This window comes from Bradyrhizobium brasilense (genome assembly GCF_029714345.1).
In the GTDB taxonomy this organism is placed as follows: domain Bacteria; phylum Pseudomonadota; class Alphaproteobacteria; order Rhizobiales; family Xanthobacteraceae; genus Bradyrhizobium; species Bradyrhizobium australafricanum.
In genome coordinates this window covers 7,796,311-7,822,040 of the sequence record NZ_CP121669.1, presented here as the reverse complement: position 1 = coordinate 7,822,040, position 25,730 = coordinate 7,796,311, and the positions used below count along the sequence as shown (strand labels likewise).

Annotated in this window: 23 protein-coding genes; 16 read left to right on the top strand and 7 right to left on the bottom strand. The window is 66.5% G+C overall.

Annotated features, from left to right (window positions below; translation table 11 throughout):
* Positions 1 to 7: 7 nt before the first annotated feature.
* Positions 8 to 940 carry a 4-hydroxybenzoate octaprenyltransferase gene (gene ubiA, locus QA635_RS36090; protein WP_057016651.1) on the top strand — a complete coding sequence of 311 codons (933 nt, stop codon included), beginning with the start codon at positions 8 to 10 and terminating at the stop codon, positions 938 to 940.
* A gap of 340 nt (positions 941 to 1,280) precedes the next feature.
* Here the strand turns inward: ubiA and QA635_RS36085 are convergent, their stop codons facing one another.
* On the bottom strand, positions 1,281 to 1,805 hold the full coding sequence (locus QA635_RS36085; protein ID WP_283064586.1) for a DUF6101 family protein: 525 nt from the start codon (positions 1,803 to 1,805) through the stop codon (positions 1,281 to 1,283).
* A 274-nt stretch (positions 1,806 to 2,079) separates the two neighbouring features.
* On the opposite strand from QA635_RS36085, the gene QA635_RS36080 reads away from it, so the two are divergent.
* From QA635_RS36080 to lpxK, 6 genes are all read left to right on the top strand, one after another.
* Positions 2,080 to 3,468 (top strand): TldD/PmbA family protein, encoded by a 1,389-nt coding sequence (locus QA635_RS36080; RefSeq protein WP_283064584.1) that lies wholly within the window; start codon positions 2,080 to 2,082, stop codon positions 3,466 to 3,468.
* On the top strand, positions 3,455 to 4,264 hold the full coding sequence (locus tag QA635_RS36075) for an inositol monophosphatase family protein (RefSeq protein ID WP_283064582.1): 810 nt from the start codon (positions 3,455 to 3,457) through the stop codon (positions 4,262 to 4,264). Before QA635_RS36080 ends, QA635_RS36075 begins: the two co-directional genes overlap by 14 nt.
* A 160-nt stretch (positions 4,265 to 4,424) precedes the next feature.
* On the top strand, positions 4,425 to 4,673 hold the full coding sequence (locus QA635_RS36070; protein ID WP_016848023.1) for a DUF4170 domain-containing protein: 249 nt from the start codon (positions 4,425 to 4,427) through the stop codon (positions 4,671 to 4,673).
* Complete coding sequence (locus tag QA635_RS36065) at positions 4,670 to 5,383, top strand: lysophospholipid acyltransferase family protein (RefSeq protein ID WP_050384219.1); 714 nt, start codon at positions 4,670 to 4,672, stop codon at positions 5,381 to 5,383. The genes QA635_RS36070 and QA635_RS36065 overlap by 4 nt, the downstream gene beginning before the upstream one ends.
* Entirely contained in the window at positions 5,346 to 6,680 is a 1,335-nt protein-coding gene (locus tag QA635_RS36060; RefSeq protein ID WP_283064579.1) for a 3-deoxy-D-manno-octulosonic acid transferase, read from the top strand. Before QA635_RS36065 ends, QA635_RS36060 begins: the two co-directional genes overlap by 38 nt.
* Entirely contained in the window at positions 6,673 to 7,695 is a 1,023-nt protein-coding gene (gene lpxK, locus QA635_RS36055) for a tetraacyldisaccharide 4'-kinase (protein WP_283064577.1), read from the top strand. Before QA635_RS36060 ends, lpxK begins: the two co-directional genes overlap by 8 nt.
* A 14-nt stretch (positions 7,696 to 7,709) precedes the next feature.
* Here the strand turns inward: lpxK and QA635_RS36050 are convergent, their stop codons facing one another.
* Positions 7,710 to 7,937: a DUF2093 domain-containing protein gene (locus QA635_RS36050; protein ID WP_016848019.1), complete on the bottom strand. Its 228-nt coding sequence runs from the start codon at positions 7,935 to 7,937 to the stop codon at positions 7,710 to 7,712.
* 219 nt (positions 7,938 to 8,156) lie between these two features.
* Here QA635_RS36050 and QA635_RS36045 point away from each other — a divergent pair, with 219 nt between their 5' ends.
* Complete coding sequence (locus tag QA635_RS36045) at positions 8,157 to 8,954, top strand: dienelactone hydrolase family protein (protein WP_425249095.1); 798 nt, start codon at positions 8,157 to 8,159, stop codon at positions 8,952 to 8,954.
* Between the two features lie 16 nt (positions 8,955 to 8,970).
* On the opposite strand, the gene xseA is transcribed toward QA635_RS36045, so the two are convergent.
* Positions 8,971 to 10,593: an exodeoxyribonuclease VII large subunit gene (gene xseA / locus QA635_RS36040; RefSeq protein WP_283064573.1), complete on the bottom strand. Its 1,623-nt coding sequence runs from the start codon at positions 10,591 to 10,593 to the stop codon at positions 8,971 to 8,973.
* Positions 10,594 to 10,758: 165 nt separating this feature from the next.
* Between xseA and purD the strand changes: the two genes are divergently transcribed.
* Both purD and QA635_RS36030 read left to right on the top strand, forming a co-directional pair.
* Positions 10,759 to 12,036, top strand: a complete 1,278-nt coding sequence (gene purD / locus QA635_RS36035; RefSeq protein ID WP_283064571.1) for a phosphoribosylamine--glycine ligase — start codon at positions 10,759 to 10,761, stop codon at positions 12,034 to 12,036.
* A 46-nt stretch (positions 12,037 to 12,082) separates the two neighbouring features.
* Positions 12,083 to 13,408: an adenylate/guanylate cyclase domain-containing protein gene (locus QA635_RS36030; protein WP_283064569.1), complete on the top strand. Its 1,326-nt coding sequence runs from the start codon at positions 12,083 to 12,085 to the stop codon at positions 13,406 to 13,408.
* Between the two features lie 303 nt (positions 13,409 to 13,711).
* Here the strand turns inward: QA635_RS36030 and QA635_RS36025 are convergent, their stop codons facing one another.
* Positions 13,712 to 14,944 carry an acyl-CoA dehydrogenase family protein gene (locus QA635_RS36025; RefSeq protein ID WP_038388024.1) on the bottom strand — a complete coding sequence of 411 codons (1,233 nt, stop codon included), beginning with the start codon at positions 14,942 to 14,944 and terminating at the stop codon, positions 13,712 to 13,714.
* A 120-nt stretch (positions 14,945 to 15,064) separates the two neighbouring features.
* Here QA635_RS36025 and QA635_RS36020 point away from each other — a divergent pair, with 120 nt between their 5' ends.
* Both QA635_RS36020 and QA635_RS36015 read left to right on the top strand, forming a co-directional pair.
* A complete protein-coding gene (locus QA635_RS36020) occupies positions 15,065 to 15,970 on the top strand; it encodes an alpha/beta fold hydrolase (RefSeq protein ID WP_283064567.1) in 906 nt (301 codons plus the stop codon).
* 200 nt (positions 15,971 to 16,170) lie between these two features.
* The gene (locus QA635_RS36015) at positions 16,171 to 17,103 is read left to right on the top strand and encodes an IS110 family RNA-guided transposase (protein WP_283064566.1); all 933 of its coding nucleotides are present in this window, start codon (positions 16,171 to 16,173) and stop codon (positions 17,101 to 17,103) included.
* A 265-nt stretch (positions 17,104 to 17,368) separates the two neighbouring features.
* Here QA635_RS36015 and QA635_RS36010 read toward each other — a convergent pair whose 3' ends face one another.
* On the bottom strand, positions 17,369 to 17,815 hold the full coding sequence (locus tag QA635_RS36010; RefSeq protein WP_225163883.1) for a nucleoside deaminase: 447 nt from the start codon (positions 17,813 to 17,815) through the stop codon (positions 17,369 to 17,371).
* A 140-nt stretch (positions 17,816 to 17,955) separates the two neighbouring features.
* On the opposite strand from QA635_RS36010, the gene QA635_RS36005 reads away from it, so the two are divergent.
* From QA635_RS36005 to QA635_RS35995, 3 genes are all read left to right on the top strand, one after another.
* Complete coding sequence (locus tag QA635_RS36005; protein ID WP_283064565.1) at positions 17,956 to 20,001, top strand: pseudouridine synthase; 2,046 nt, start codon at positions 17,956 to 17,958, stop codon at positions 19,999 to 20,001.
* 6 nt (positions 20,002 to 20,007) lie between these two features.
* Entirely contained in the window at positions 20,008 to 20,571 is a 564-nt protein-coding gene (gene rsmD / locus QA635_RS36000; RefSeq protein ID WP_283064564.1) for a 16S rRNA (guanine(966)-N(2))-methyltransferase RsmD, read from the top strand.
* Positions 20,572 to 20,717: 146 nt separating this feature from the next.
* A complete protein-coding gene (locus QA635_RS35995) occupies positions 20,718 to 21,353 on the top strand; it encodes a hypothetical protein (RefSeq protein ID WP_283064563.1) in 636 nt (211 codons plus the stop codon).
* Between the two features lie 122 nt (positions 21,354 to 21,475).
* Here the strand turns inward: QA635_RS35995 and mutL are convergent, their stop codons facing one another.
* Positions 21,476 to 23,296, bottom strand: coding sequence for a DNA mismatch repair endonuclease MutL (mutL, locus tag QA635_RS35990; protein ID WP_283064562.1), 1,821 nt, complete (start codon positions 23,294 to 23,296; stop codon positions 21,476 to 21,478).
* Between the two features lie 233 nt (positions 23,297 to 23,529).
* Between mutL and QA635_RS35985 the strand changes: the two genes are divergently transcribed.
* Positions 23,530 to 23,850 carry a ribbon-helix-helix domain-containing protein gene (locus tag QA635_RS35985; RefSeq protein ID WP_016848007.1) on the top strand — a complete coding sequence of 107 codons (321 nt, stop codon included), beginning with the start codon at positions 23,530 to 23,532 and terminating at the stop codon, positions 23,848 to 23,850.
* Between the two features lie 307 nt (positions 23,851 to 24,157).
* Here the strand turns inward: QA635_RS35985 and QA635_RS35980 are convergent, their stop codons facing one another.
* Entirely contained in the window at positions 24,158 to 25,726 is a 1,569-nt protein-coding gene (locus QA635_RS35980; protein WP_283064561.1) for a GMC family oxidoreductase, read from the bottom strand.
* Positions 25,727 to 25,730: the final 4 nt, after the last annotated feature.

The window sequence follows — 25,730 nt, the reverse complement described above, 5'->3', positions numbered from 1 at the left end:
ATCACCCATGAGCGATGTCTCCACCCGCGTTGCCGACTCCACAGGCAACTGGGTGGATACCCATGCGCCGGTCTGGACGCGGCCCTATCTGCGGCTTGCGCGCTACGACCGGCCGATCGGCTCCTGGCTGCTTCTGATGCCGTGCTGGTGGTCGGCGGCGCTTGCCGCCGGCGTCGCGCATGACGTGCGCTCGCTGCCGCTCGTCGTGCTGCTGTTCTTCATCGGCGCCTTTGTGATGCGCGGCGCGGGCTGCACCTGGAACGACATCACCGATCGCGATCTCGACGCCAAGGTCGAACGCACGCGGTCGCGGCCGATCCCCGCCGGGCAGGTCACGGTGACGCAGGCGGTGGTCTTCATGGTCCTGCAGGCGCTGATCGGGCTTCTCGTACTGCTGCAGTTCAACCGCTTCGCGGTGATGACCGGCATCGCCTCGCTTCTGATCGTCGCGATCTACCCGTTCATGAAGCGGATAACCTGGTGGCCGCAGGTCGTGCTCGGCCTTGCCTTCTCCTACGGCGCGCTGATGGGATTTGCGGTGACGCTCGAGCGCATCGATCTGGCCGCGATTGCGCTCTACGCCGGATCGATCGCCTGGGTGATCGCCTACGACACCATCTACGCCCATCAGGACGCCGAGGATGATGCGCTGATCGGCGTCAAATCCACCGCGCGCCTGTTCGGTGCACGCACCCATCGTGCGCTCGTGATCTTCTATGGTCTCGCCGTGCTCTTGATCGGCGTGGCGTTCGCACTCGCGGGGGCGCGCTGGCCGGCCTGGATTGGGCTGGCGGCGTTTGCGTTGCATCTCGCCTGGCAGGTCCGGCGGCTCGACATCAGCGATGGCGCGCTCTGCCTGCGCATCTTCAAGTCCAACCGCGACGCCGGCTTGATCCTGTTCGCGAGCCTCGTCGTCGACGCGGTGCTGCGCGCGGCGTGATGACTTCGCAGGATGGGTGGAGCGAAGCGATACCCGTCATTCTCGCCGCAGAACAAGAGTTGATGGGTTTCGCTTCGCTCTACCCATCCTACGCAGCTCGTAATGACGGCGAGAGGTACGACAAATCACGCATGCGCGGGTGATGACACCGCGTGGTGTGAGACGATGAATCGAAACCCATCCTCATCGTCGTCCTGGCGAAAGCCAGGACCCATTACCCCAAATCACAATTGTTGCGCGACGCTGGGGCCGCGATCCCGTTCATCACCGAATGCGGTGGTAATGGGTCCTGGCTTTCGCCAGGACGACGGCGATGGAGGGAATGCTGAGTGCGCCGAACTCAATCCCGCGCGATTATCTCGCGTTCGCCGCGATGTACGCTGGTGCCGTTGAGGCTGACGCCGGCGCGGCGGCGGACCAGGAATTTCGGTCTCCGCGTGCGGATCGCGTTGCGGCGACGGCGGCGCGGGGACGGCGTCCGCGGCGCCGGCTCGGTCAGTTGCGGGAGACGGAAGATGTCGCTCCACATCTGCCAGGCGGAGCTGATCTCCTCGGCGTCCGAACTGGAGCCGAGCGGAACGCTGAGCGCGGGATCGCGGTGAACCAGCACCAGCATCTGCGCGTCGTCGATGCCACGCACCGCGACGCCGAGAAAGTCGCTGACGCGAACATTGACCGCCATCCGCATGCCGAGAACGGCACGGCGCAGCACGACATGTTCGCGATGAAGCTCGACCTGCCGCATGCCGCCATCCGCGCGCGCGTCCTGCGCGTGGAAGCTGAGCGGAAGGGAAAGAGGGTCGAGCCGCAACGCGCAGCTCGACCCGGCGGAATTGATTCCGCTTGTTGGTGTTTGACGCCTCAAAGCTCTGTCTCCCCGCCGGGATTTTGTTCCCGGTCGTTGTGTGAGAGCCTAGCCGAGCGATGTCCGTTCCCCCTTAAAAAGCCTGGTTAATCCCTCCTCACCTCGTGCCATGATTGACAAGAGGTTGGCCCGCATGATTGACGAAGCCTTGCCCCGATCACTCAAATCTTTGTTGCCTGCCGGTGCAAAGTGCTTGAAATCCCTGTGAAACCGGCACATCTGGTGGGTCTGTCGACCTCGTTCCGGGCCCCCCTCAATCCGCAGGAATTCGTTCGTGAACTCTTCACCATCTGCATCGCGACACGGCGATAGCTCCGATCTGTTCGACCAATCGGGCCTGAGCGACCTTGCACAGCGCCTGGTCGATGCCGCAAAGCGCGCGGGCGCCGATGCGGCCGATGCCATCGCGGTGCGCGGCGTCTCGCAGGGCGTCGAGGTGCGCGACGGCCGCGTCGAGGAAACCGAGCGCTCCGAAGGCGATGACGTCGGCCTGCGGGTGTTCGTCGGCCATCGCCAGGCGGTGGTGTCGACCAATGACGTCAGCGGCGACGGGGTCGCCAAGCTTGCCGAGCGTGCGGTCGCGATGGCGCGCGTGGCGCCGGACGACAAATATGTCGGTCTCGCCGATCCGGCGCTCCACGCCCACGATTTCCCCGATCTCGATCTGCTCGATCGCAAGGTTCCGAGCACGGCCGAACTCGAGCAGCGCGCGATCGAAGCCGAGGCTGCGGCGCTCGCGGTCAAGGGTGTCACCAAGTCCGGCGGCGCGTCGGCCTCGACCGGGATCGGCGGCATGGTGCTGGTGACGTCGACCGGCTTCCACGGTTCTTATCTGCGCTCCAGCCACGGCATCTCGACGACGGCGATTTCCGGTGAGGGCACCGGCATGGAGCGCGACTATGATTTCACCAGCGCGCCGCATGCCTCCGATCTCGATTCACCTGCTACCGTCGGTCGCAAGGCCGGAGAGCGCGCGGTGGCGCGGTCCAATCCGCGCAAGGTCGAGACCTGCAAGGTGCCGGTGGTGTTCGATCCGCGGGTCGCCGGTTCGATCGTCGGCCATCTCGTCGGCGCCATCAACGGCGCCTCGATCGCGCGCAAGACCAGCTTCCTGAAGGACAAGCTCGGCGAGCAGCTGTTCTCCAAAGACATCCGCATCATCGACGATCCCTTGCGCGTGCGCGGCCTGCGCTCGCAGACCTTCGATGCCGAGGGCGTCAGGGTGAAGAAGACGGCGCTGATCGATGCGGGCGTGCTCACTACCTGGGTGCTGGATTCGGCGACCGCGCGCGAGCTCGGGCTTGTTACGACCGGTCATGCGCATCGCGGCGTGTCGTCCTCGCCGTCTCCCGGAACGTATAATCTGCATCTCGAGCCGGGTGCGGTGACGCCGAAGGAGCTGATCTCCGACATCAAGCAGGGCTTCTATGTCACCGACCTGATCGGCTCCGGCGTCAACGGCGTGACCGGCGATTACAGCCGCGGCGCGTCCGGCTTCTGGATCGAGAACGGCGAGATCACCTATCCGGTCAGCGAAGTGACCATCGCCGGCCATCTGCTGCCGATGTTCAAGTCGCTGGTCGCCGCCAACGATCTGGAATTCCGCTACGGCGTCAATTCGCCGACGCTGCGCATCGAGGGCCTGACGCTTGGCGGACGCTGATACGGACGACTGGACCAAGGCGCGCGATGCCGCCTTGCTGACCAGATCGGTGCAGGAAGCGGGCCGGCTCGCATCGTCACTGTTCCGCACCGAATTGAAGAACTGGATCAAGGGCGCGTCCTCGCCGGTCTCCGAGGCCGACATCGCGGTCAACGACCTGCTGGAGCAGCAGCTGCGTTCGGCAACGCCCGGCTATGGCTGGCTGTCGGAAGAGAGCGCCGACAACGACACCCGGATCGGCAAGCGCTTCACCTGGATCGTCGATCCGATCGACGGCACCCGTGCCTATCTCGCCGGCCGCGAGGACTGGTGCGTCAGTGTGGCGCTGGTTGAAAATGCATCGCCGGTGCTCGCGGCGGTGTATGCGCCGGTCAGCGAGGAATTCTTCTTCGCCGCCCGCGGACAGGGCGCCACCCTGAACGACGGCGCGGTGCATGCAACCGCAGGCACCGATTTCAACTTTCCGCGGATGGCGGGACCGAAGCCGCTGGTGCAGCGGCTCAGCCCGACGCCGGACGAGATCACGCTCTATCCGCGCATCGGATCGCTGGCGCTGCGGTTGTGCCGTGTAGCACAAGGTCGACTTGACGCGGCCTTTGCGGGCGGGCAAAGCCGCGACTGGGATCTTGCCGCCGCGAATTTGATCGTGCAGGAAGCGGGTGGTAAGATGACCGCGCTCTCGGGGGACGCGATTGAGTACAATCGCCGGGAGGTGACGCATGGGGTGCTGGTGGCAGCGGGACGCGAACGTCATGCACGCATTGTCGAGCATTTTCGCAGCCGTCCTTTGCCGTGAGGCCTCGCCGATCCGCGCCGCGTTTCCGATTGTGACGACCAGACCTGTTGCGACCGCCTTGTGACGACCAGACGTGCTACGACCAGACCTGTGACGACCAGACCTGTGACGACTACGACTTCATTTGTTTGCCGGGCATCTCGTTAGGAAAAGCACCATCATGTCAGACAATGCCCAGCCCCAGCTGCTTCACCTCGTGATCGGCGGCGAGTTGACCGATCTCGAGCACAACACCTTCAAGAATCTGGACGAAGTCGAGATCGTCGGCGTCTACCCGAACTATGCGACCGCCTATGCAGCCTGGAAGGCGAAGGCGCAGCAGACCGTGGACAACGCCCAGATGCGTTACTTCGTCGTTCATCTCCACCGGTTGCTCGATCCTGAGCAGGACACAAAGCATTCCCATTGAAACGACTTTTTCGCGATCTGCTGCGCAGCGGCTTCGTGCAGCGCGCGCTGGGTGTGCTTGCGGCCGAGTATCTGCGGCTGGTGTGGTACACCAACCGCTTCAGTTACCAGCCGCATGACGTGTACGGGATCGTCGAGCCCCTGATGCCGGCGATCTTCGTGTTCTGGCACGGCCAGCACTTCATGACGCCGTTCATCAAGACCAAGGAGAGCTACCGCGCCAAAGTGCTGATCTCCCGCCACCGCGACGGCGAGTTCAACGCCCTCGCGGTGGAGCGGCTCGGCATCGGGACCATCAGAGGTTCCGGCGATCATTCCGGCGCGTTCCATCGCAAGGGCGGCGTCGGCGCCTTCCTGGAGATGGTTCGGGCGCTGGAAGACGGCTGCAACATGGCCACCACCGCCGACGTGCCGAAGCGGGCGCGGGTGGCGGGCCTCGGGGCTATCATGCTGGCGCGGGAGACCGGCCGGCCGATCATCCCCTTTGCGATGGTCACCAGCCGATTCATCCGGTTGAAAAACTGGGATTCGACCACCATCAATTTGCCATTCGGGCGCGGCGCAGTGGTAGGTATTGAGCCGGTCTATGTGCCGCCCGACGCCGACGCCGCGACGATGGAAAAGCTTCGGCAGCACGTGGAGGAACTTCTCAACGAAGCGACCCGACGTGCCTATGCAGCGGTCGGGCGGCCGGAGGCAGCGCTTGGCTAGCTCGCTACCGATGACGTTGCGTGTGTACCGCAAGCTGTCGTCCGCGATGGTGCCGCTCGCGCCTGCCCTGATCAAGCGGCGGCTCAAGCTCGGCAAGGAAGATCCCGAACGCGTCGGCGAGCGGCGCGGCGTGAGCGCCGATACCAGGCCGCAGGGCCCGCTGGTGTGGATTCACGGCGCGAGCGTCGGCGAGGTGCTGGCAGCGGCCGGCCTGATCGAGCGGCTGCGCGCGCTCAATTTGCGCATCCTGCTCACCTCGGGCACGGTGACCTCGGCCGCGATCGTCGCCAAGCGCTTCCCGCCCGACGTCATCCATCAATACGTGCCGTACGACTCGCCGCGTTATGTGACGCGCTTCCTCGATCACTGGCATCCGTCGCTGGCGCTGTTCATCGAATCCGATTTGTGGCCGAACCTGATCCTGTCGAGCGCCGCGCGGCGGCTGCCGATGGTGCTGATCAATGGGCGGATGTCGCAGCGCTCCTTCCCGCGCTGGCGTCGGGTCTCCAATACCATCGGCGCGTTGCTCGGCCGGTTCGACATCTGCCTCGCGCAGTCGAACACCGACGCCGAACGCTTTGCCGCGCTCGGCAGCCACAACGTCGTCGTCACCGGCAACCTCAAGCTCGACGTCGCGGCGCCGCCGGCGGATCCGGCCAAGCTGGAGCGGCTGATGTCGGTGACGCGCGGCCGCGCCATCGTGGTTGCGGCGTCGACCCATCCCGGCGAGGAAGAGATCCTGATCGAGGCGCACAAGTCGCTCGCGGGATTCTTCCCCGGCCTGCTGACGGTGATCGTGCCGCGGCATGCCGCGCGCGGCGAGGCGGTGGCGCGGCTGGTGACGGAGGCCGGTCTGCGCGCTGGTCTGCGCTCGCACGAGGATCTGCCGGTCGCGACAACAGATATCTATGTCGCCGATACGATGGGCGAACTCGGCCTGTTCTATCGCCTCGCGCCGATCGTGTTCATGGGCGGCTCGCTGGTCGCGCATGGTGGCCAGAATCCGATCGAGGCGATCAAGCTTGGCGCGGCGATCGTACACGGCCCGCACGTGTTCAACTTCACCGATGTCTATGAGGCGCTCGATCGCGCCGGCGGCGCGCGGCGCGCCGATGATCGGGAAGCGCTGGTCAAGCAGCTTGGCCAGTTCCTCGCGGATTCCGCGGCACGCGACACTTCGCTGGCGGCCTCCGAGCGCGTCGTCGAACAGCTCGGTGGCGCGCTGGAGCGCACGGTGACCGCTCTCGAGCCCTATCTGTTGCAGTTGCGGCTCGAGATGGGAGCCGCCAATGCGTGAGCCGGCCTTCTGGCACCGGCCGTCGTCTTGGACATCGCAACTGCTCCAACCGCTCGCCGCGCTTTACGGCGCGGTCGCCGCACGGCGGATGCGGCAATCCGGCGTCGATGCCGGCATTCCCGTGATCTGCGTCGGCAATTACCATGTCGGCGGCGCCGGCAAGACGCCGACGGTGCTGGCGCTGGCAAGATTGCTGCGCGAAATTGACGAGCGCCCGGTGGTGCTCAGCCGCGGCTATGGCGGCAGGCTCGGCGGCCCGGTCAAGGTCGATCGCGGCAGCCACACGGCGGCCGATGTCGGCGACGAGCCGCTGATGATGGCGGCAAGCTTGCCGGTCGTGGTGTCGCGCGACCGTGCCGCGGGCCTGGCGCTGGCGCGCGCGCAGGATGCCAGCGTGATCCTGATGGATGACGGCTTCCAGAATCCCTCGGTGGCGAAGGATGCCTGCCTGATCGTGATCGACGGCACGCGCGGCGTCGGCAACGGCCGCGTGATTCCGGCAGGACCGCTGCGCGCGCCGCTGGTGCCGCAGCTGGAACGAACCGACGCGCTGATCGTGGTCGGCGAGGGGAGCGCGGCGCAGCGCATTGCGGCCGATCTCGCGTCCCGCGGCAAGCCGGTGCTGTCGGCGCATCTGAAGCCGGAGCAGGCTTCGCTGGCGGTGCTGCGCGGAACGCGTGCGCTCGCCTTTGCCGGCATCGGCGATCCCGCGCGCTTCTTCAACACGTTGCGCTCAAGCGGCGTCGACGTCGTGCGCAGCAAGGCTTTCGCCGATCATCATGCCTTCACGAAGGAGGAGATCGAAGCGCTCGTTGCCGACGCGCGCGGCGACGGACTGACGCTGGTGACGACGGAAAAGGATCTCGCGCGGTTGCGTGGTCCGGACGGGATGCCGGCCTGGGCACAGGCGATCGTGCCGTTCGCAGTGACGCTGCAATTCGATGATGGCGACGCTCTGCGGCGCCTGGTGGCCGATCAGCTGTTCAGGGCGCGGGATAGGAGGCTGCGCAAATGAACCCGGCGTTGAGCCTAGGCCTGCGGCTTGAGGACGCCGGGATGGTGGCGCTGCAGCACGGCGGTCGGGGTGGCGTAGGCTTCCTGCAGATCGACGCTCCAGTACTTCAGCTCGTCGAGCGGAATCCGGACGTCGGTGATGGCACAACGCACAAAGGTGCCGGGCGAGATCACGCGGAAATCGCCGTCGAGATATTGCACCTGCGCTTCGCCATGGCCCGAGGGACCGAACTTGTTCAGCACGATTGAGCTCTCCGCCTTGCCTCCAATGAGGCCATCTGGATGTCGATGAAACCGTCTATCACAGATAGGGTGTCATGTCCGCCCGTTAAACCACCGACTTGTGATGATTTGGCGGCGGAGGCGCATGGTAGCCTTGCGGCCGTGGTCCGCTGTGTTTGCAGCGCCATAACGAGCCGGCCGGATCGGATGCGCCTCACGTCAGTTTTCATGTGCCTTGCCATGCTTGCCGTGCCGGCCGCGGCCGCGGCGCCACTCCCGGCCCCGCATCAGGTCGAGATCCCCGAAGGCAACGTCACGCTGCACGCGCAGCTCTACCGGCCCGATGGCGACGGCCCGTTCCCGACTGTTATCGCGCTGCATGGCTGCGGCGGTCTCGCCGGCCGTTCCGAGCCGGTGCTGCCGCGCTATCGCGACTGGGCCGAACAGTTGCTGACGACCGGCCATGCGGTGCTGCTGCCCGACAGCTACGGCTCGCGCGAGCTCGGTCCGCAGTGCCGCATCAGGGAGCATCAGGTGCAGACCCGCCGCGCGCGGGTCGCCGACATCAACGCGGCGCGGCAGTGGCTGGTGCAGCAGAAATGGGTGGCGAAGCGCCGCATCAGCCTGATCGGCTGGGGCAACGGCGCCGCAGCCCTGCTGTGGGCGGTGCGGCCGCAGGTGTGGTCGCGCAACGTCGATCCGGATTTTCGCTCGGCGGTCGCGTTCTATCCGGATTGCCGCGCCTCGTTCGGCCTCGGCTGGAGCGCGCGGGTGCCGACGCTGGTGCTGATCGGCGCGCGCGACGACGTGACATCGTCATCGGCCTGCCACCAGATGGTCGACGGCGCCCGCGGCCGCAGCGCGCTGGCGCGGATCGTGGTCTATCCCGAGGCCTATCACGACTTCGACCGGCCCAACCTGCCGCTGCACGCGGTCGCGACCTCCGATGCCGAGATCGCCGAGCGCGGTCACGTCGGCACCGATACCGGCGCGCGCAAGGATGCGCAAAAGCAAGTCGCCGAGTGGCTGTCGCGCTAAGACAGTTGTTGCCGGGCTAGAACAGACTACCCTGATCGACCGGCTTGGTGACGCGCTTCGGCGCCGCCGGTTTCGCCTCGCGCGGCTGAGGCTTCGGCTGGCTCTCGGGCGCTACCGTTGCCGGAGGCTGATTGGCGTCAGCGGTGGCGGCAACGCGGCCATCGGCGAACTCGATCGACAGGCCGGCGTTCGGGCCGACCGCCGCGGCGGAGTGCAGGGCGTGGCCGTCCGCGTCGCGCACCAGCGCAAAGCCGCGCGCCAGCACGCCGCGATAGGACAGCGCCGACAGCAGTTGTCCGCTATGGGCAACGCGCGCCTCGAGCCGCTGCATCGTCGTCACCAGCGCGCGGCGGGCGCGCTCGGCGAGGCGGTGGGTGCGCTCGAGGTCGCGGGCGATCGCGCTGCGCTGGGCCTTGGCGTTGGCGAGCTTCGAGGCCTTGAGCCGGATCTCGAGCCCGCTGAAGCGCTCGCGGCGGCGATGCAGCAGCGCGCGCGCCGACAGCGTGATGCGCTCGCCGGATGCGGTGAGCCGCTGCCGCGCATGCGCGATCTGGCCGCGCAGCACGCCGATGGTGAGGCGCGAACTGCTGGCGGCAAAGCGGCGGAAATGCGCGTGCGTATTGGCCTTCAGCCCGCGCGGCAAACCTGCTGCGAGATGATCGAGCCGCTGCCGCGGGATCGCGAGCAGTTCGTGCGCCGCCGGCAGCGCCCGCGCCGCGGCGCGCAGCTCGTTGCGGCGGGCCTCCTGGGCGCGCTGCCAGCACACCATGGTGCGGCGGGCGAGGGCTGCGACCTCGACGAACAGCTCGCTGCGCACCGGCACCGCCATCTCGGCGGCGGCGGTCGGCGTCGGCGCGCGCTTGTCGGCGACGAAGTCGATCAGCGTGATGTCGGTCTCATGGCCGACCGCCGAGATCAGCGGGATGTGGCTCTCGGCCGCGGCGCGGACTACGATCTCCTCGTTGAACGACCACAGGTCCTCCAGCGAGCCGCCGCCGCGCGCGACTATGAGCAGATCGGGCCGTGGAATCTTGCCGCCCTCCGGCAGCGCGTTGAAGCCGCGGATCGCGGCCGCCACCTGCTCGGCCGAGCCGTCGCCCTGCACCTTGACCGGCCAGACCAGCACGCGGCGGGGAAAGCGGTCCTCCAGCCGGTGCAGGATGTCGCGGATCACGGCGCCGGTCGGCGAGGTGACGACGCCGATCACCTCGGGCAGCCAGGGCAAAAGCTGCTTGCGGGCCTCGTCGAACAGGCCCTCGGCGGCGAGCTTCTTCTTGCGCTCCTCCATCAGCGCCATCAGCGCGCCGACGCCGGCGGGCTCCAGCGAATCGATGACGATCTGGTACTTCGAGGAGTTCGGATAGGTGGTCAGCTTGCCGGTGGCGATGACCTCGAGCCCCTCCTGCGGCTTGAAGCGCATCCGGGCATGGGCGAACTTCCAGATCACGGCCTCGATCTTGGCGCTCTCGTCCTTCAGGGCGAAATAGCAGTGGCCGGAGGAATGCGGGCCGCGAAAGCCCGAAATCTCGCCGCGGACACGGACATGGCCGAAGCGGTCCTCCACCGTCCGCTTCAGGGCGGAAGAGAGTTCCGAGACGGTGAATTCAGGCGCGTTGACGAGATTCGGAGCAGCGGTCATCTGATCTATAGAATCGGGGTTTTCGACCCCGTGTGCAAGGTCCGGACGCCGCGTTTCGGGCGTCGAATCACATATCCACATCTGATCGAACCGCGTGTTGCTGCGGTTCGGGAGCGTGCTAAACCGGACGAAATGGCGTTACAACCCCTCTGATCGGCGACACAGATGAACATCCTCCTGCTCGGTTCCGGCGGCCGCGAACATGCGCTGGCGTGGAAGATCGCCGCATCCCCGCTGGTGACCAAACTGTGGTGCGCGCCGGGCAATGCCGGGATCGCGCGCGAGGCCGAATGCGTCGCGCTCGACGTCGCCGACCATGCCGCGGTGATCGAGTTCTGCCGGCGCAATGCGGTCGATCTGGTGGTGGTCGGTCCGGAGACGCCGCTCGCCGCCGGGATCGTCGACGATCTCGCCGCGGTCGACATCAAGGCGTTCGGGCCCACCAAACAGGCCGCCCAGCTCGAGGGCTCGAAGGGTTTCACAAAGGACCTCTGCAGCGAGTTCGACATTCCGACCGGTGCCTATCGCCGCTTCGACAACGCAAAGGACGCGGTGGCCTATGTCCGCGCCCAGGGCGCGCCGATCGTGGTCAAGGCCGACGGGCTCGCCGCCGGCAAGGGCGTCGTGGTGGCACAGACGCTGCCAGAGGCCGAGGCAGCGATTGCGATGATGTTCGAGGGCGCGTTCGGCTCGGCCGGCGCCGAAGTCGTGATCGAGGAATTTTTGTCGGGCCGCGAGATCAGCTTCTTCGCGCTGTGCGACGGCGAGACCGCAATTCCGCTGGCCTCGGCGCAGGACCACAAGCGGGTGTTCGATCACGACAAGGGGCCGAACACCGGCGGCATGGGCGCCTATTCGCCGACGCCGTTCGTGACATCTGAGGTGCACGACCAGATCATGGCGCGGATCATCCTGCCGACGGTGGCCGGGATGAAGAGCCGCGGCACGCCGTTCAAGGGCGTGCTCTATGCCGGCGTGATGCTGACCGCGCAGGGCCCAAAACTGTTCGAATACAATGTCCGCTTCGGTGATCCCGAGTGTCAGGTGCTGATGCTGCGGATGATGTCGGATATCGTGCCGGCGCTGCTCGCCTCGATCGACGGGCAATTGAAGAACTTCGATCTGCGCTGGTATCCGGACCCGGCGCTGACGGTGGTGATGGCGGCGAAGGGCTATCCCGGCGATTACATCAAGGGCACGCGGATCGACGGCCTCGATGACGCCGCCAAGGTCGAGGGCGTCGAGATATTCCACGCCGGCACGGTGGCGAAGGATGGCGCAATCATCGCCAATGGCGGCCGGGTGCTGAACGTCTGCGCGATGGGCAAGACGGTCACCGAGGCGCGCGACCGCGCCTATCAGGCCGTCGATCGCATCAAATGGCCGGAGGGTTTCTGCCGCCGCGACATCGCCTGGCAGGCGGTGGAGGCGGAGAAGGGTTGATCGATCCGGTCTCAGCGGCGACAATGGCGCGCCCGGGGGCCTTCGAATGACCGATTTCAGACTGCCCGAGACGCACTACGCGCAAAGCGCCGACGCGAGCATCGCCTATCAGGTGATGGGCGATGGTCCTGTCGACATCATCCTTGTCCCCGGTCTTTTCTCGCACATCGAGTTCATGCACGAGATGCCCGGCTACACCGCCGTGTTGCGCCGCCTGTCGCGCTTCGCCCGGGTCGTGACCTTCGACAAGCGCGGACAGGGATTGTCGGATCGGATGACCGGCGCGCCCTCCCTCGAGCAGCGCATGGACGACGTCCGGGCCATCATGGATGCCATCGGCTCCGCGAAGGCGGTGTTGTTCGGCTTCTCCGAGGGCTGTCCGATGAGTGTGCTGTTTGCAGCGACCTATCCGGACCGCGTTTCGCATCTCGTTCTGCTCGGCAGTTTTGCCCGTTCGAAGGATCGCCTGCCGGACGACGTGTGGCAACTGCGCTGTGACGAGATCGTGCAGAACTGGGGTTCTGGCGACACGGTCAAGACCGTCGCGCCGAGCCAGGCAACGAAAGCAGAAGTGATCGCGCAGATCGCGAAATTCGAGCGGCTGTCGAGCAGTCCGGGAGCGTTGCGGACGCTGCTGGTTCTCAATCGCGCGATCGACGTCACGACGATCCTGCCGATGCTCCAGACTCCGACGCTTGTCCTGCATCGGACCGGCGATGCCCGCGTTCCCGTGGCGCTCGGCCGCGCCGTCGCGCGCTCGATCCCCGGCGCGAAATACGTGGAATATCCCGGCGGCGATCACTACTATTGGGTCGGCGAGACCGAGGCGATGCTTGGCGATGTCGAGGAATTCGTCACCGGCCATCGCGATGGTGGTGATGGCGAGCTCGATCGTGTGCTTGCGACCGTGCTGTTCACCGATATCGTCGATTCGACCCGCAGCGCCGCGACGATGGGAGATCATCGTTGGCGACGTCTGCTCGACGATCACGATCAACTCGCGCAGCAGATGGTCGGCCGCCATCGCGGCCATCTGGTGAAGAGCACTGGCGACGGCATTCTGGCGACCTTCGACGGTCCCGGCCGCGCCGTACGCTGTGCGCTGGCGTTCGGCTCGGCCGCGCGGCAGATCGGCCTGCCGGTGCGCGCGGGCCTGCACACCGGCGAGATCGAGGTGAGGGGGACGGATATCGGCGGCATAGCGGTCCACGCCGCGGCGCGCGTGATGTCGCAGTGCGGCTCGAACGAGGTGCTGGTGTCACGTGTGGTGACCGATCTGGTCGCGGGCGCCGGGTTGAAATTCGCCGAGCGCGGCGCGTTCGAGCTGAAGGGACTGCCCGGGACATGGGAGCTGTTTGCGGCGAGCGGCTAGGTTCGGCCGCTGATCTCCGCTCGTCATGCGCGGGCTTGACCCGCGCATCCATCACCTTCGAGAGAATTTCTTTGCGCGATGGATTGCCGGGTCAAGCCCAGCAATGACCAAGTTGTGGGCGCTGGTTACAGCAGATCCCCGCCCGATGGATTCTGCCGCCGCGACATCGCCTGGCAGGCGGTTGAGGCGGAAACAGCGAAGGGTTAGCGCGGCTCGTCATTGCGAGGAGCGAAGCGACGAAGCAATCCATCTATCCCCGGGTGGAGAAGTGGATTGCTTCGCTTCGCTCGCAATGACGGTGGGTTAAAGCAAATCCCCGCCCGCCGCGCTGGCGGTGGTGCCGTGCTCGCGGAACGCCTTGATGACGTTCTTGCCGATCTTCCACTTGTGCACCTCGTCGGGGCCGTCGACCAGCCGCTGCGAGCGCACCTGGGTGTACCATTTCGCCAGCGGCGTATCCTGGCTGAAGCCGAGCGCGCCGTGCAGCTGGATCGCGGTGTCGATCACCTTGTGCACCATGTGGGCGTGGAAGATCTTGGCGATCGAGTTCTCCTGGCGGATGTCGAGGCCCTTCTCGGCCTTGTAGGCGATGTGCAGCAGCATCAGCCGGCCGATATAGAGCTCGCTCGCGCAGTCGGCGAGCATGAACTGCACCGCCTGGCGGTCGGCCAGCAGCTGGCCGAAGGTCGAGCGCTTGGTGACATGGGCGGCCGCCATGTCGAGCGCGCGCTGCGCCTTGGCGACGTTGTGCATGCCGTGGCGCAGGCGGCCGTAGGCGAGGCGGTGCTGGCCCATGTTGAAGCCGTTGCCTTCGCCGCCGAGCAGGTTGTCGGCCGGCACCTTCAGATCCTTGATCTCGATCTCGGAGTGGCCGCCGTGGATCACGTCGTCATGCGGACCCTCGATCGCCATGTTGGCGACGTTGCGCTTGATGCGGTAGCCGGGGTTGGGCAGCTCGACGATGAAGGTCGAATATTGCTTGTGGCGCGGCGCGTTGGGATCGGTCTTCGCCATGACCAGCGCGAGGTCGGCGACGCTCGCCGACGAGGAGAACCATTTCTCGCCGTTGAGGATGTAGTTCTCGTTGCCGTCCTTCACCGCCGTGGTCTGCATGCCGGTGGCATCGGCGCCGGCGGCCTTTTCCGTCATCGAGAAGCAGATGCGCTTTTCGCCGTTCAGCAGGGGCTTGAGGAATTTTTCCTTCTGGTACTCGGTGCCGTGCGCCAGGATCGTCATCATCGAGGCGTCGTCCGGCCCCTGCGTGTTCATCGAGAGCGCGCCGAGCATGCTCTCGCCGAGCTCCATCTGCACCAGGGCGTTGGCGAGCGGGCCGAGGCCCATACCGCCATACTCCTTCGGCACGAACGGGCACCACAGGCCCTGCGCGCGGGCTTTCTTCCGCAGCGGTCCCAGCACCTCGGCAAGCGGCTTGGTGTCGAGTTCCTTTTCCGCCGGAATGCATTCGTCGTGGACGAATTTGCGAACCTTCTCGCGGATCGCCTTGGCCTCGGCGGGGATTTCGAAGTCGATCGACATGGCACTTCCTCGTTTCATGTTGTTGTTGGCAGGACTTGGGGATGGCATAAACCTCGCCAAAGCCAGCGGCAACGCCGAACAAAGTTTGAAGCAGCGCCCGCGACAGGGAAGGAGCTACCGATGCCTGATCTCGCTGATCTTTTTCCCGGCTATGAATCAAAATGGATCAACACCTCGCAGGGCCGCATCTTCGCCCGCGTCGGCGGCAAGGGCCCGCCCTTGCTGTTGCTGCACGGCTTCTCCTCGACACACGTGATGTGGCACTCGGTTGCGCCGAAACTCGACGACAGGTTCACGCTGATCGTCGCCGACCTGCCGGGCTACGGCTGGTCCGATATGCCCGACAGCGACAAGGATCATACGCCCTACACCAAGCGGGCTTGGGCGAAGACCATGGTCGAGGTGATGGAGCAACTCGGGCACGTGCATTTCGCGCTCGCCGGCCACGATCGCGGCGGCCGGGTGTCGTACCGGCTCGCGCTCGATCATCCCGGCCGGCTGTCGAAGCTCGCGGTGCTCGATATCGCGCCGACCTATGATTACTGGCAGAAGCTCAATCGCTTGTCGGCGTTGAAGATCTACCACTGGGCGTTCCTGGCGCAGCCCTATCCGCTGCCGGAGACGCTGATCTCCAGCAATGGCGAATTCTTCCTCAAGGAGAAGATGGCGAGCCAGACCAGGAGCAAGACGCTGGAGGCGATCGATCCGCGCGCGCTCGCGCACTACCTCGCGCCATTCCGCGATCCCGCGCGCATCCATGCGATGTGCGAGGACTATCGCGCCGGCGCCTATGCCGACTACGAGATCGACAAGGCCGATGTCGACGCCGGCAAGAAGATCACGATCCCGATGCTGGCGCTGTGGGGCGATGCCGGGGTTGCGAGCGCCGCAACGACACCGCTCGACACCTGGAAGACCTGGGCCACCAATGTCAGCGGCGCGCCGGTGGCGTCGGGGCACTTCCTGCCCGAGGAGAATCCTGAGGCGACGGCGAAGCTGCTGCGGGAGTTTTTCCTGGCGGGGTGACCCCGCTCTGCCACCGTCATCCTTGTAAGCCACGACGCACTGGATCGGATAGAGTGTCCGGTGCGGTAACGGACGGGAGACCGCTTCATCCCAGGGCTTTGAAGCCCGGACCTCAGCGCGGCGCCCCGTCCGTTGTTCCATTGAACCCGAACAGTCGCGAGGGCCGCCTGGCGAGCCCGGTTGCGCAAGGATGGGTGCAGATGGACGCGATCTACGTTGGCATTGATGTGTCGAAGGACCGACTGGACGTGCATGTCCGTCCGAGCGGAGAAGCCTTTGCCGTGGCGCGTGACGGCAAAGGCCTGGAAGAGCTCGTTGCGCGCTTGCAGGCGATCTCGCCGGCGCTGATTGCGGTGGAGGCAACCGGCGGCTTCGAGACGATCGTTGCTGCGGCGCTGGCCGGCGCCCGGCTGCCGCTGGTGGTGGTCAACCCGGCCCAGATCCGGCACTTCGCGCAGGCGGTTGGCCAGCGCGCCAAGACGGACCCGATCGATGCGGCGGTCATCGCGCGGTTTGTCGAGGCGGTGCAGCCGGAGCCGCGTGCGATGCCGGATCAGGAAGCCCGGCTGCTGGCCGAACTGGTCAGCCGCCGACGGCAGATCATCGAGATGATCGTTGCCGAGCGTCAGCGCGAGAAGCGGGCCGAGAACGTCCGCGTCCGCAAGAGCCTTGCCCGCCATATCAAGGTCCTCGAGAAGGAGCTGCCGGAGATCGACAACGACATCGACACGCTGGTGCGCGGCTCGCCAGTCTGGCGCGCCAAGGAGGAGTTGCTGGTCAGCTTTCCTGGCGTGAGCAACACCCTCGCACGGACCTTCCTCGCCGAGGTGCCCGAGCTCGGCACGCTCAATCGGCGTCAGATTGCGAGCCTCGCCGGTCTTGCCCCGTTCACCCGCCAGTCGGGCCGCTGGAAGGGCAAGAGCATGATCGGCGGTGGAAGGGCCAAGCTGCGCGCCGGGCTCTACATGGCCGCCCTGTCGGCCAGCCGATACCATCCGCAGCTCAAGGTCTTCTACCGACGCCTGGTGACCGCTGGAAAGCCCAAGATGGTCGCCCTCATCGCCGTTGCACGCAAAGTCCTCACAACCCTCAACGCCATGCTCAGGGACCAAAAACCATGGCAATCCGCTTGACGAAGAACACAGTCGCTGAGGTGCGAACTCTTGCGAGCCTCGAAGGATGAATCGGCCCGGCTGGCGGCCGTGCATCCTTCGAGACGCGCTACGCGCTCCTCCAGCGACAAAGGCGAAGCCTTTGCGCGGGGATGACGGGATCAACGGCTGAGAGCTCTGTAGCCCGGATGGAGCGCAGCGAAATCCGGGACGGTCTCCGCGGAGAGGTCTCCCCGGATTGCGCTGCGCTTCATCCGGGCTACAGGTCGTCCGCGCTACGAATTCGTCAGCGTCGCTCCCTGAAGAACTCGCGCAGCAGGCGCGCGGACTCGGTCTCGCCGACCGCGCCATAGACCTCCGGCACATGGTGGCAGGTCGGCTGCGCGAAGAACCGGACGCCGGACTCGACCGCGCCGCCCTTGGGGTCGGCGGCGCCGTAATAGAGCCGGCGGATGCGGGCAAAGGAGATCGCGCCGGCGCACATGGTGCAGGGCTCCAGCGTCACGTAGAGGTCGCAATCGACCAGCCGCTCGGTGCCGATGGCCTCGGCGGCCTGCCGGATCGCAAGGATTTCCGCATGGGCCGTCGGATCGTGGTCGGTCAGGGTGCGGTTGCCGGCGGTGGCGATCACCTCGTAGCCCCGCACGATCACGCATCCGATCGGAACCTCGCCAGCTTTTCCGGCACTTTCGGCGGTTTTTAGCGCCAAATCCATGAAAGAAGGGGCAGACATGCCTCGTATCATCGGAAGAAACCTGCTAGTAGCGTCGCCTTCAGCAGAAGTGGATGCCGGTTTTGCGCCAGTCGCGCCCAGATGGCGCGCGTATCGCCGGTTGCCCTGCGCCCCAATTGAACCTCCAGGCGAGAACATTCATGCCCCGCGACAGCGACAAAAACAACGATTCCCCGCGCGGCCGGCGGGACCGGGGGGCGCCCGGGAAGGGGCGGCCCAGTGGCTCCCGCGGATCGGACAAGCCGTTCGGCAAGCGCAGCTTCGGCGGCAAAGGTGGTGATCGCGACAAGCGCTCGTTCGGCGACAAGGGCGAGGGCCGCTCGTTCCGCCGCCGCGAGGACGGCGATGCGCCGCGCCGCGATTACGGCGACCGGCCCCGCTTCAAGCGCGACGACCGCGGCGGCGAGGGTGGCGGAAAGCGCCCGTTCAAACCGCGCGGCGAGCGCCGCGACTTTGATGCGGGCGATCGTCCGCAGCGCGGCGACGCGCGTTCGGAGGGCCGGTCGTCCGACCGCAAGTTCGGCGAGAAGCGGTCCTATGGCGATCGCGAGAAGCGTCCCTACACGCCGCGCGGCGAGCGTGACGGCGAGAAGCGGAGCTTTGCACCGCGCGGCGAGCGCGCCGAGCGCAAATTCGACGACAGGAAGTTTTCGCGCGGCGATCGTGACAAGCGCTCGTTCGGGGACAAGGGCGAAGGCCGCCCGTTCCGTCGCCGCGAGGATGGCGACGCACCGCGCCGCGATTTCGGCGATCGGCCGCGCTTCAAGCGCGACCGCGACTTCGAGGGCCGCGACCGCGGCGACGAGAAGCCCTGGCAAAAGCGGGATCGCAAACCGCGCGACGACCGCGGCGGCGACGAGCGCCCGCGCTTTTCGCGGTCGCGCGACGATCGCGGTGGCGGCGAACGTCCGCGGTTCTCCAGGTCACGCGACGACCGCGAGCAGGGTGATCGTCCGAAGTTCGGCCGACCGCGCTGGAATCGCGACGAAGACGCCGGCGATCGCCGCGACAACCGCCACCGTGAGCGGCCCGAAGGCCGCACCGACTGGCAGGAGCACCCGCGCAGCGAGGGTCGCTTCTCCGACCGGCCGCGCCGCGACAATGAGGACGACAGCAAGGTCTTTGCGAAGCGCCCGGCCTTCGGCGGCCGCGGCGCCTATCGCGAGCGCGCCTACGACGATCGCCGCGAGCGTCCCGAGCCGAAGCCGAAGAAGACAGGCGAACGGATCGCCAAGGTGCTGGCGCGCGCCGGCCTTGCCTCGCGCCGCGATGCCGAGGAGATCGTCACGCAGGGCCGCGTCACCGTCAACGGGCGCGTGATCAACTCGCCGGCGCTCGATATCACCGAGAACGATGTCGTGGCGGTCGACGGCAAGCCGTTGCCGCCGCGCGAGCGGACCCGGCTGTTCATGTATCACAAGCCGCGCGGGCTGATGACGACGCATGCCGATCCCGAGGGCCGGCCGACCGTGTTCGACAATCTGCCCGAGGGCCTGCCGCGGCTGATCTCGATCGGCCGGCTGGATTTCAACACCGAGGGCCTGTTGCTGCTGACCAATGACGGCGGCCTGGCGCGGACGCTGGAGCATCCCGACACCGGATGGCTGCGCCGCTACCGCGTGCGTGCGCATGGCGAGGTGACGCAGGGCCAGCTCGACCAGCTCAAGGGTGGCGTCGAGGTCGACGGCGTCAAATACGGGCCGATCGACGCGACGTTGGAACGCGACCAGAGCGCCAACGTGTGGGTGGTGTTTGCGATCCGCGAGGGCAAGAACCGCGAGGTCCGCAACGTGATGGCGCATCTCGGGCTCGAGGTGAACCGGCTGATCCGGATTTCCTACGGTCCGTTCCAGCTCGGCGAGCTCGAGGAAGGCAAGGTCGAGGAGGTCAAGACGCGGGTGCTGCGCGAGCAGCTCGGCGAGAAGATCGCCAAGATCGCGGGCGCGGACTTCACGCGGCCGGAGCAGCGTGACGCAGCCGACGGCGACGAGGCGCCCGCCAGGAAGCCGAAGCCCAGCAAGCGCGAAACCATCAACGATCGCAAGGGTCGCCGCGTGCTGGTGCAGCGCACCGGCGGCGAGGAAGCGCGTGCCCGCAATGAAGACGAAGCGAACGGCTACGGCCCGCCGCGCCGTCCCAAGCGCGGCTATCACGGCAAGCGCGATCTCAAGCCGCGGGACGAGTAACGGTCGATGCGCGTCGTCGGGGGCAGGCTGAAGGGCCGCAATCTAGCTTCGCCTGCGGGCCGCGAGATTCGTCCGACCGCGGACCGCCTGCGCGAGTCCGTGTTCAACATTCTGATCCACGCCTACGACAATCCGATTGAGGACGCGCGCGTGCTCGATCTATTTGCCGGCACCGGCGCGCTCGGCATCGAGGCGGTCTCGCGCGGCGCCAGGTTCACGCTGTTCGTCGACAATGGCGCCGAGGCGCGGGCGCTGCTGCGCAACAATGTCGAATCGTTGGGTCTCGGCGGCACGACCAAGGTCTATCGCCGCGATGCCACTGATCTTGGACCGGCGCATCCGGTCGAGCCGTTCTCGCTGGTGTTTCTCGATCCGCCCTATGGCAAGGGGCTGGCCGACAAGGCGCTCGCCTCGCTGCGCGACGGCGGCTGGCTGACGCCGGGCGCGCTGCTCGTGGTGGAAGAGGCAAAGGCCGCGGCGTTCGCGGCACCCGAGGGCTTCGAGGAGCTCGAGCGGCGGGCGTATGACGACACCGAGTTCGTGTTTCTGCGAGCTGTCGCCGCAATCTAGTGTGTCGTCCCTGCGAAAGAATTCGTAGGATGGGTAGAGCGAAGCGAAACCCATCAACTTCCGGGCCGCGGGAGAGATGATGGGTTTCGCTGCGCTCTACCCATCCTACGCGATGCTGATTCATCACCGCTAGCGGAGCGCGAATCATGGCCGACACTCTTGCCGGGCTGGCCGGTCAGCTGGAGACGCAGGTTAAGGCGTTGCGCGGCGCTGGCGATGATGCGGCGCTGCTTGCGGCAGCGCGCGATGCTGCCGATCAGATCGAGCACGGTTGCGGCGCGCGGGATGGGGACGCGCGTGACGCGCTCACGATGGTTCAGCGGTGGACGTTCAACGCGGCGGCCGATTGCTGGCCGGGCTGGAGCGTTTCCGAGAAGCCGATCAGTACGGACAATCTGCTGGCCGCGCGCGAGCTTGCAGAACGCTCGCTCCGGCTGGTGCGGACTCTGGAGCTCGGACCGCTGCGCGAGGCGACGGGCGTCTGGATGGTGGGGGCGTTTGATCTGGCGCTTGGCCGCTACGACGAGGCGATCAGCATGTTTCGCGAAGCACGCGAGCATTATGTTATCGCGAGCGCGCCCGGCCTCGTGCTGCTGACGGAGGGCTATGTCGCGATTGCGAGGCAGGTCGGCAAGGATCAAGCATCACCTGGGGGTGAAGATCTCGATCAGATCTGCACGCGGATCGCGGCAGGCAGGTTCGAGGACGGTCACGAATGGATCGCGCAACTTCGCACGGTGCTGGACGTGTTTGCCCGGTGGAACAATTCGTGGGATGGGTAGAGCGCGGCGAAACCCATCAACTTCCGGGCCGTGGGAGAGATGATGGGTCGCGCGGAGTTTGTCATCGGGCGGCGCTTTGCGCCGACCCGTTGGCTTGCCCGGGACGACGACGGGGATAGAGACTATCTCCGCCCGAACAGCTTCTCGATATCGCTCAGCTTCAATTCGACATAGGTGGGGCGGCCGTGGTTGCACTGGCCGGAGTTCGGCGTGTCTTCCATCTCGCGGAGCAGCGCGTTCATCTCTTCCGGCTTGAGGCGGCGGCCGGCGCGGACCGAGCCGTGGCAGGCCATGGTGGCGGCGACGTGCATCAGCCGGCGCTCCAGCGGCAGCGCCTCATCCCATTCGGCCATGTGCTCGGCGAGGTCGCGCAACAGGCCCGCCGCATTGGCCTTGCCGAGCAGCGAGGGCGTCTCGCGCACCGCGACCGCGCCGGGGCCGAAGGATTCGATCGCGAGCCCGAACGACGCCAGTTCCTCGGCGCGGTCGAGCAGCTTCTCGACGGTCGCCTCATCGAGCTCGACGATCTCGGGGATCAAGAGGATCTGCCGCTGCACGCCGTTCTTCGCCAGCGAGGCCTTCAGCTTCTCATAGACGATGCGCTCATGCGCCGCGTGCTGGTCGACCACGATGAGGCCGTCGCGGGTCTGCGAGACGATGTAGGTCTCGTGGATCTGGGTGCGCGCGGCGCCGAGCGGCCGGTCGAGCATATCGGGCGCGGGCGCGGCCTCGAAGCGCACATCGGCGGTCGGCGCGCCGACGTCGAAGGCGGCCTGTCCGGGCTCGGCGAAGGCGGGCGCCGCCGCACCGTCGAACGCGCGCATCGGACCAGCCGGATAGGACGGCGAGCCGCGCCAGTCCCAATTGCCCGGACGCGGCGGCGTGGTGAAGGCGGGGCGGAAGGCCGAGAGCGCGGCGCCGTCGGCGGTATTGGCCGCGGTGCGCCTGCCTTCGCGTGCGAGGCCTTCCTTCAAGGCGTGCACGATCAGCGCGCGGACCAGGCCGGCATTGCGGAAGCGCACCTCGGTCTTGGCCGGATGCACATTGGCATCGACGCCCTCGGGGTCGCAGGTCACGAACAGCGCCACGACGGGATGGCGGTCGCGTGGCAGGTAGTCGGAATAGGCCGCGCGCACGGCGCCGAGGATCAGCTTGTCGCGCACCGGGCGGCCGTTGACGAACAGATATTGCCCGAGCGCATTGGCGCGGGTCAGCGACGGCGCGGCGGCAAAGCCTTCGACCACGACGCCCTCGCGCTCGGCGCGCACCTCGATCGCACTGGCACGAAAATCCGCACCCAGGATGTCGCCGAGCCGGGTCAGCCGGCCGGGCGCGCCGGGCAGCGCTGCGGCCCAGGTGACCGGCGCGCGCTCTTCGCCGGCCAGCGTGAAGGTGATGTCCGGGCGCGCCATGCCGAGGCGGCGCACCACCTCGCGGATCGCCTCCGCCTCGGTGCGGTCGGTCTTGAGGAATTTCAGCCGCGCCGGCGTTGCGTAGAAGAGTTCGTTGACCTCGACGCGGGTGCCCTGGCCGAGCGCGGCCGGCATGACCTCCGACTTCTCGCCGCCTTCGACCGACAGCGACCAGGCATGCGGCTCGCTGGCATGACGCGTCGTGATGCCGAGCTTTGCGACCGCCCCGATCGAGGGCAGCGCCTCGCCGCGGAAGCCGAGCGTGCGGATGCGCAACAGGTCTTCGTCGTCGAGCTTGGAGGTGGCGTGACGGTCGACCGCAAGCGCGAGGTCGGCGCGGGTCATGCCGCCGCCGTCGTCGGTGATGCCGATCCGGCGCCGCCCGCCGCCATCGGTGAAAACGTCGATCCGGCTGGCGCCGGCGTCGATCGCGTTCTCGACCAGTTCCTTGACCACGCTCGAGGGGCGTTCGACCACTTCGCCGGCGGCGATGCGGTTGACGAGCTGTTCGGGAAGCTGGCGGACGGGCATGGATTGGACGGTCGGAGGAGCGATTCGAGGCTGGCCATTACTATAAGTCGCCGCGCCGGCAAATGCATGGGACCGATCTGGCGGCCGCAAGCAGGTTGGGGATGAGTCCGGCCTATCGCCTTGAAGACGCTTGGCTTCGGCGGCCGGCGCGTTACGCCCTACGTCCCGATTGTGGGGCCGCGCGCACAGGTATATCGTTTAGAAAAATTATAAGTTCTCGCCGGAGGAACGCCATGTGCCATCTTTTCGCGCATCAGCCGCAACGCGACTATGAATCGCAGACCCGATCGTTGCGGATCGACGGCCATTGCACCTCGATCCGGCTGGAAATGTCGTTCTGGGATACGCTGGAGGAGATCGCGGCCAAGGAAGGCATGACCTTGGCCAAGTTCCTCACCACCCTGCACAACGAGGTGCTGGATCATCATGGCGAGGTGAACAATTTCGCGTCGCTGCTGCGTTGCTCCTGCCTGATCTACCGCGCCAAGGCGAATGCGCCGGCGGTCGTTCCCGACTATCGCGGGGCGGCGGCGATCATGGATGCTGCGGAATAGATTTCGCACCGGTCCATCACGCAAAGAAGAAAGCGGCCTTGTCCAGTTGGGCAAGGCCGCTTCAGTGAGAGGGGAATTGTATTTTCTTGCTAAAGCGCAGTGGCGACCACGACGGCGCTGTGCTCCCTCGCCCCGTTCTTACGGGGAGAGGGTTGGGGTGAGGGGCCGTCTCCGCGTATCCGGTGACAGCTGCGTTCGCAGAGACTCCCCCTCACCCGGAACGCATCTAACGATGCGCTCCGACCTCTCCCCGCACGCGGGGCGAGGTGAGTCGGAATCCGCGACTCGGTTCGAATGGTCGTCTGGTCTAGATCTCCTTGCGCTGCATCGCGCCGGCGATGTGGTCGGCCTGGCGGATCGCCAGTGACACGATCGTCAGCGTCGGGTTGCACGCCGCGCCTGACGTGAACTGGCTGCCGTCGGAGACGAACAGGTTCTTGATGTCGTGGGTCTGGCCGAACTTGTTGACCACGCCGTCGCGCGCCTTCTCGCTCATCCGGTTGGTGCCCATGTTGTGTGTCGATGGATAGGGCGGCGTCGGATAGGTGACGGTGGCGCCGACCGCCTCATAGACCGCGGAGCCCTGCTTGTAGGCGTGATCGCGCATCGCGACGTCGTTCGGATGATCGTCGAAATGCACGCTGGCGACCGGCATGCCGAACTTGTCCTTGATCTTCGGATCCAGCGTGATGCGGTTGGTCTCCTGCGGCATGTCCTCGCCGACCAGCCACATGCCGGCCATCCGCGGATAGCCCTCGATCGCGCTGGTGAAGCTGCGTCCCCAGGCGCCGGGATTGAGGAACGCGGCCATGAAGGGCAGGCCGAGCGACAGCGTCTCCATCTCGTAGCCGCCGACGAAGCCGCGCTTCGGATCGTTCTTCGCCTCGTCGCGGATGATGCCGGCCATGGTGGTGCCGCGATACATGTGCACCGACTTCTCGAAGCTCGCATACACGCTGCCGGTCATGTGCCGCATGTAGTTGCGGCCGACCTGGCCGGATGAGTTGGCGAGCCCGTCCGGGAACATGCTGGACGCGCTGTTGAGCAACAGCCGCGGGCTCTCGATCGAGTTGCCGGCGACCGCGACCACGCGGGCCTTCTGGCGCTGCATCGCGCCGGTCGCATCGGCATAGACCACGCCGGTGACCTTGCCGGACTGGTCGTGCTCGATCTTGATCACCATGCTGCCGGGGCGCACTTCGAGATTGCCGGTGGCTTCGCCTTTCGGGATCTCGGTGTAGAGCGTCGACCATTTGGCGCCCGACTTGCAGCCCTGGAAGCAGAAGCCGATCTGCTGGCAGGAGCCGCGGCCGTCGCGCGGCTCGCTGTTGATCGCCATCCGCCCGGTGTGCACCTCCTTGTAGCCGAGCTTCTTGGCGCCGGCCTCCATCACCTTGAAGTTATTGTTGCCGGGCAATCCGGGGATGCCGTTGGTGCGGGTGACGCCCATCTTGTCCTCGGCCTTGGCGTACCACGGCTCCATCTCGGCGAGCGTGATCGGCCAGTCGATCAAGTTGGCGCCGGGAATGGCGCCATAGGCCGACTTGATCTTGAACTCGTGCTCGTCGAAGCGCAGCGAGGCGCCGGCCCAGTGCGTGGTCGAGCCGCCGACCGCCTTCACGATCCAGGCCGGCAGGCCCGGAAAATCCTGGTGGACGCGCCAGCTGCCCGAGGTCGAGCGCGCGTCGGACCAGGCGAGCTGGGTAAAACTGTCCCATTCATCGTTGATGAAGTCCTGGTTCTCGATGCGCGGGCCGGCCTCCAGGATGACGACCTTGACGCCCTTCTGCGCCAGTTCATTGCCGAGCGTTCCGCCGCCGGCACCGGAGCCGACGATCACCACAACGCCGCTGTCATTCAGATCGAATTTTGCCATTGTT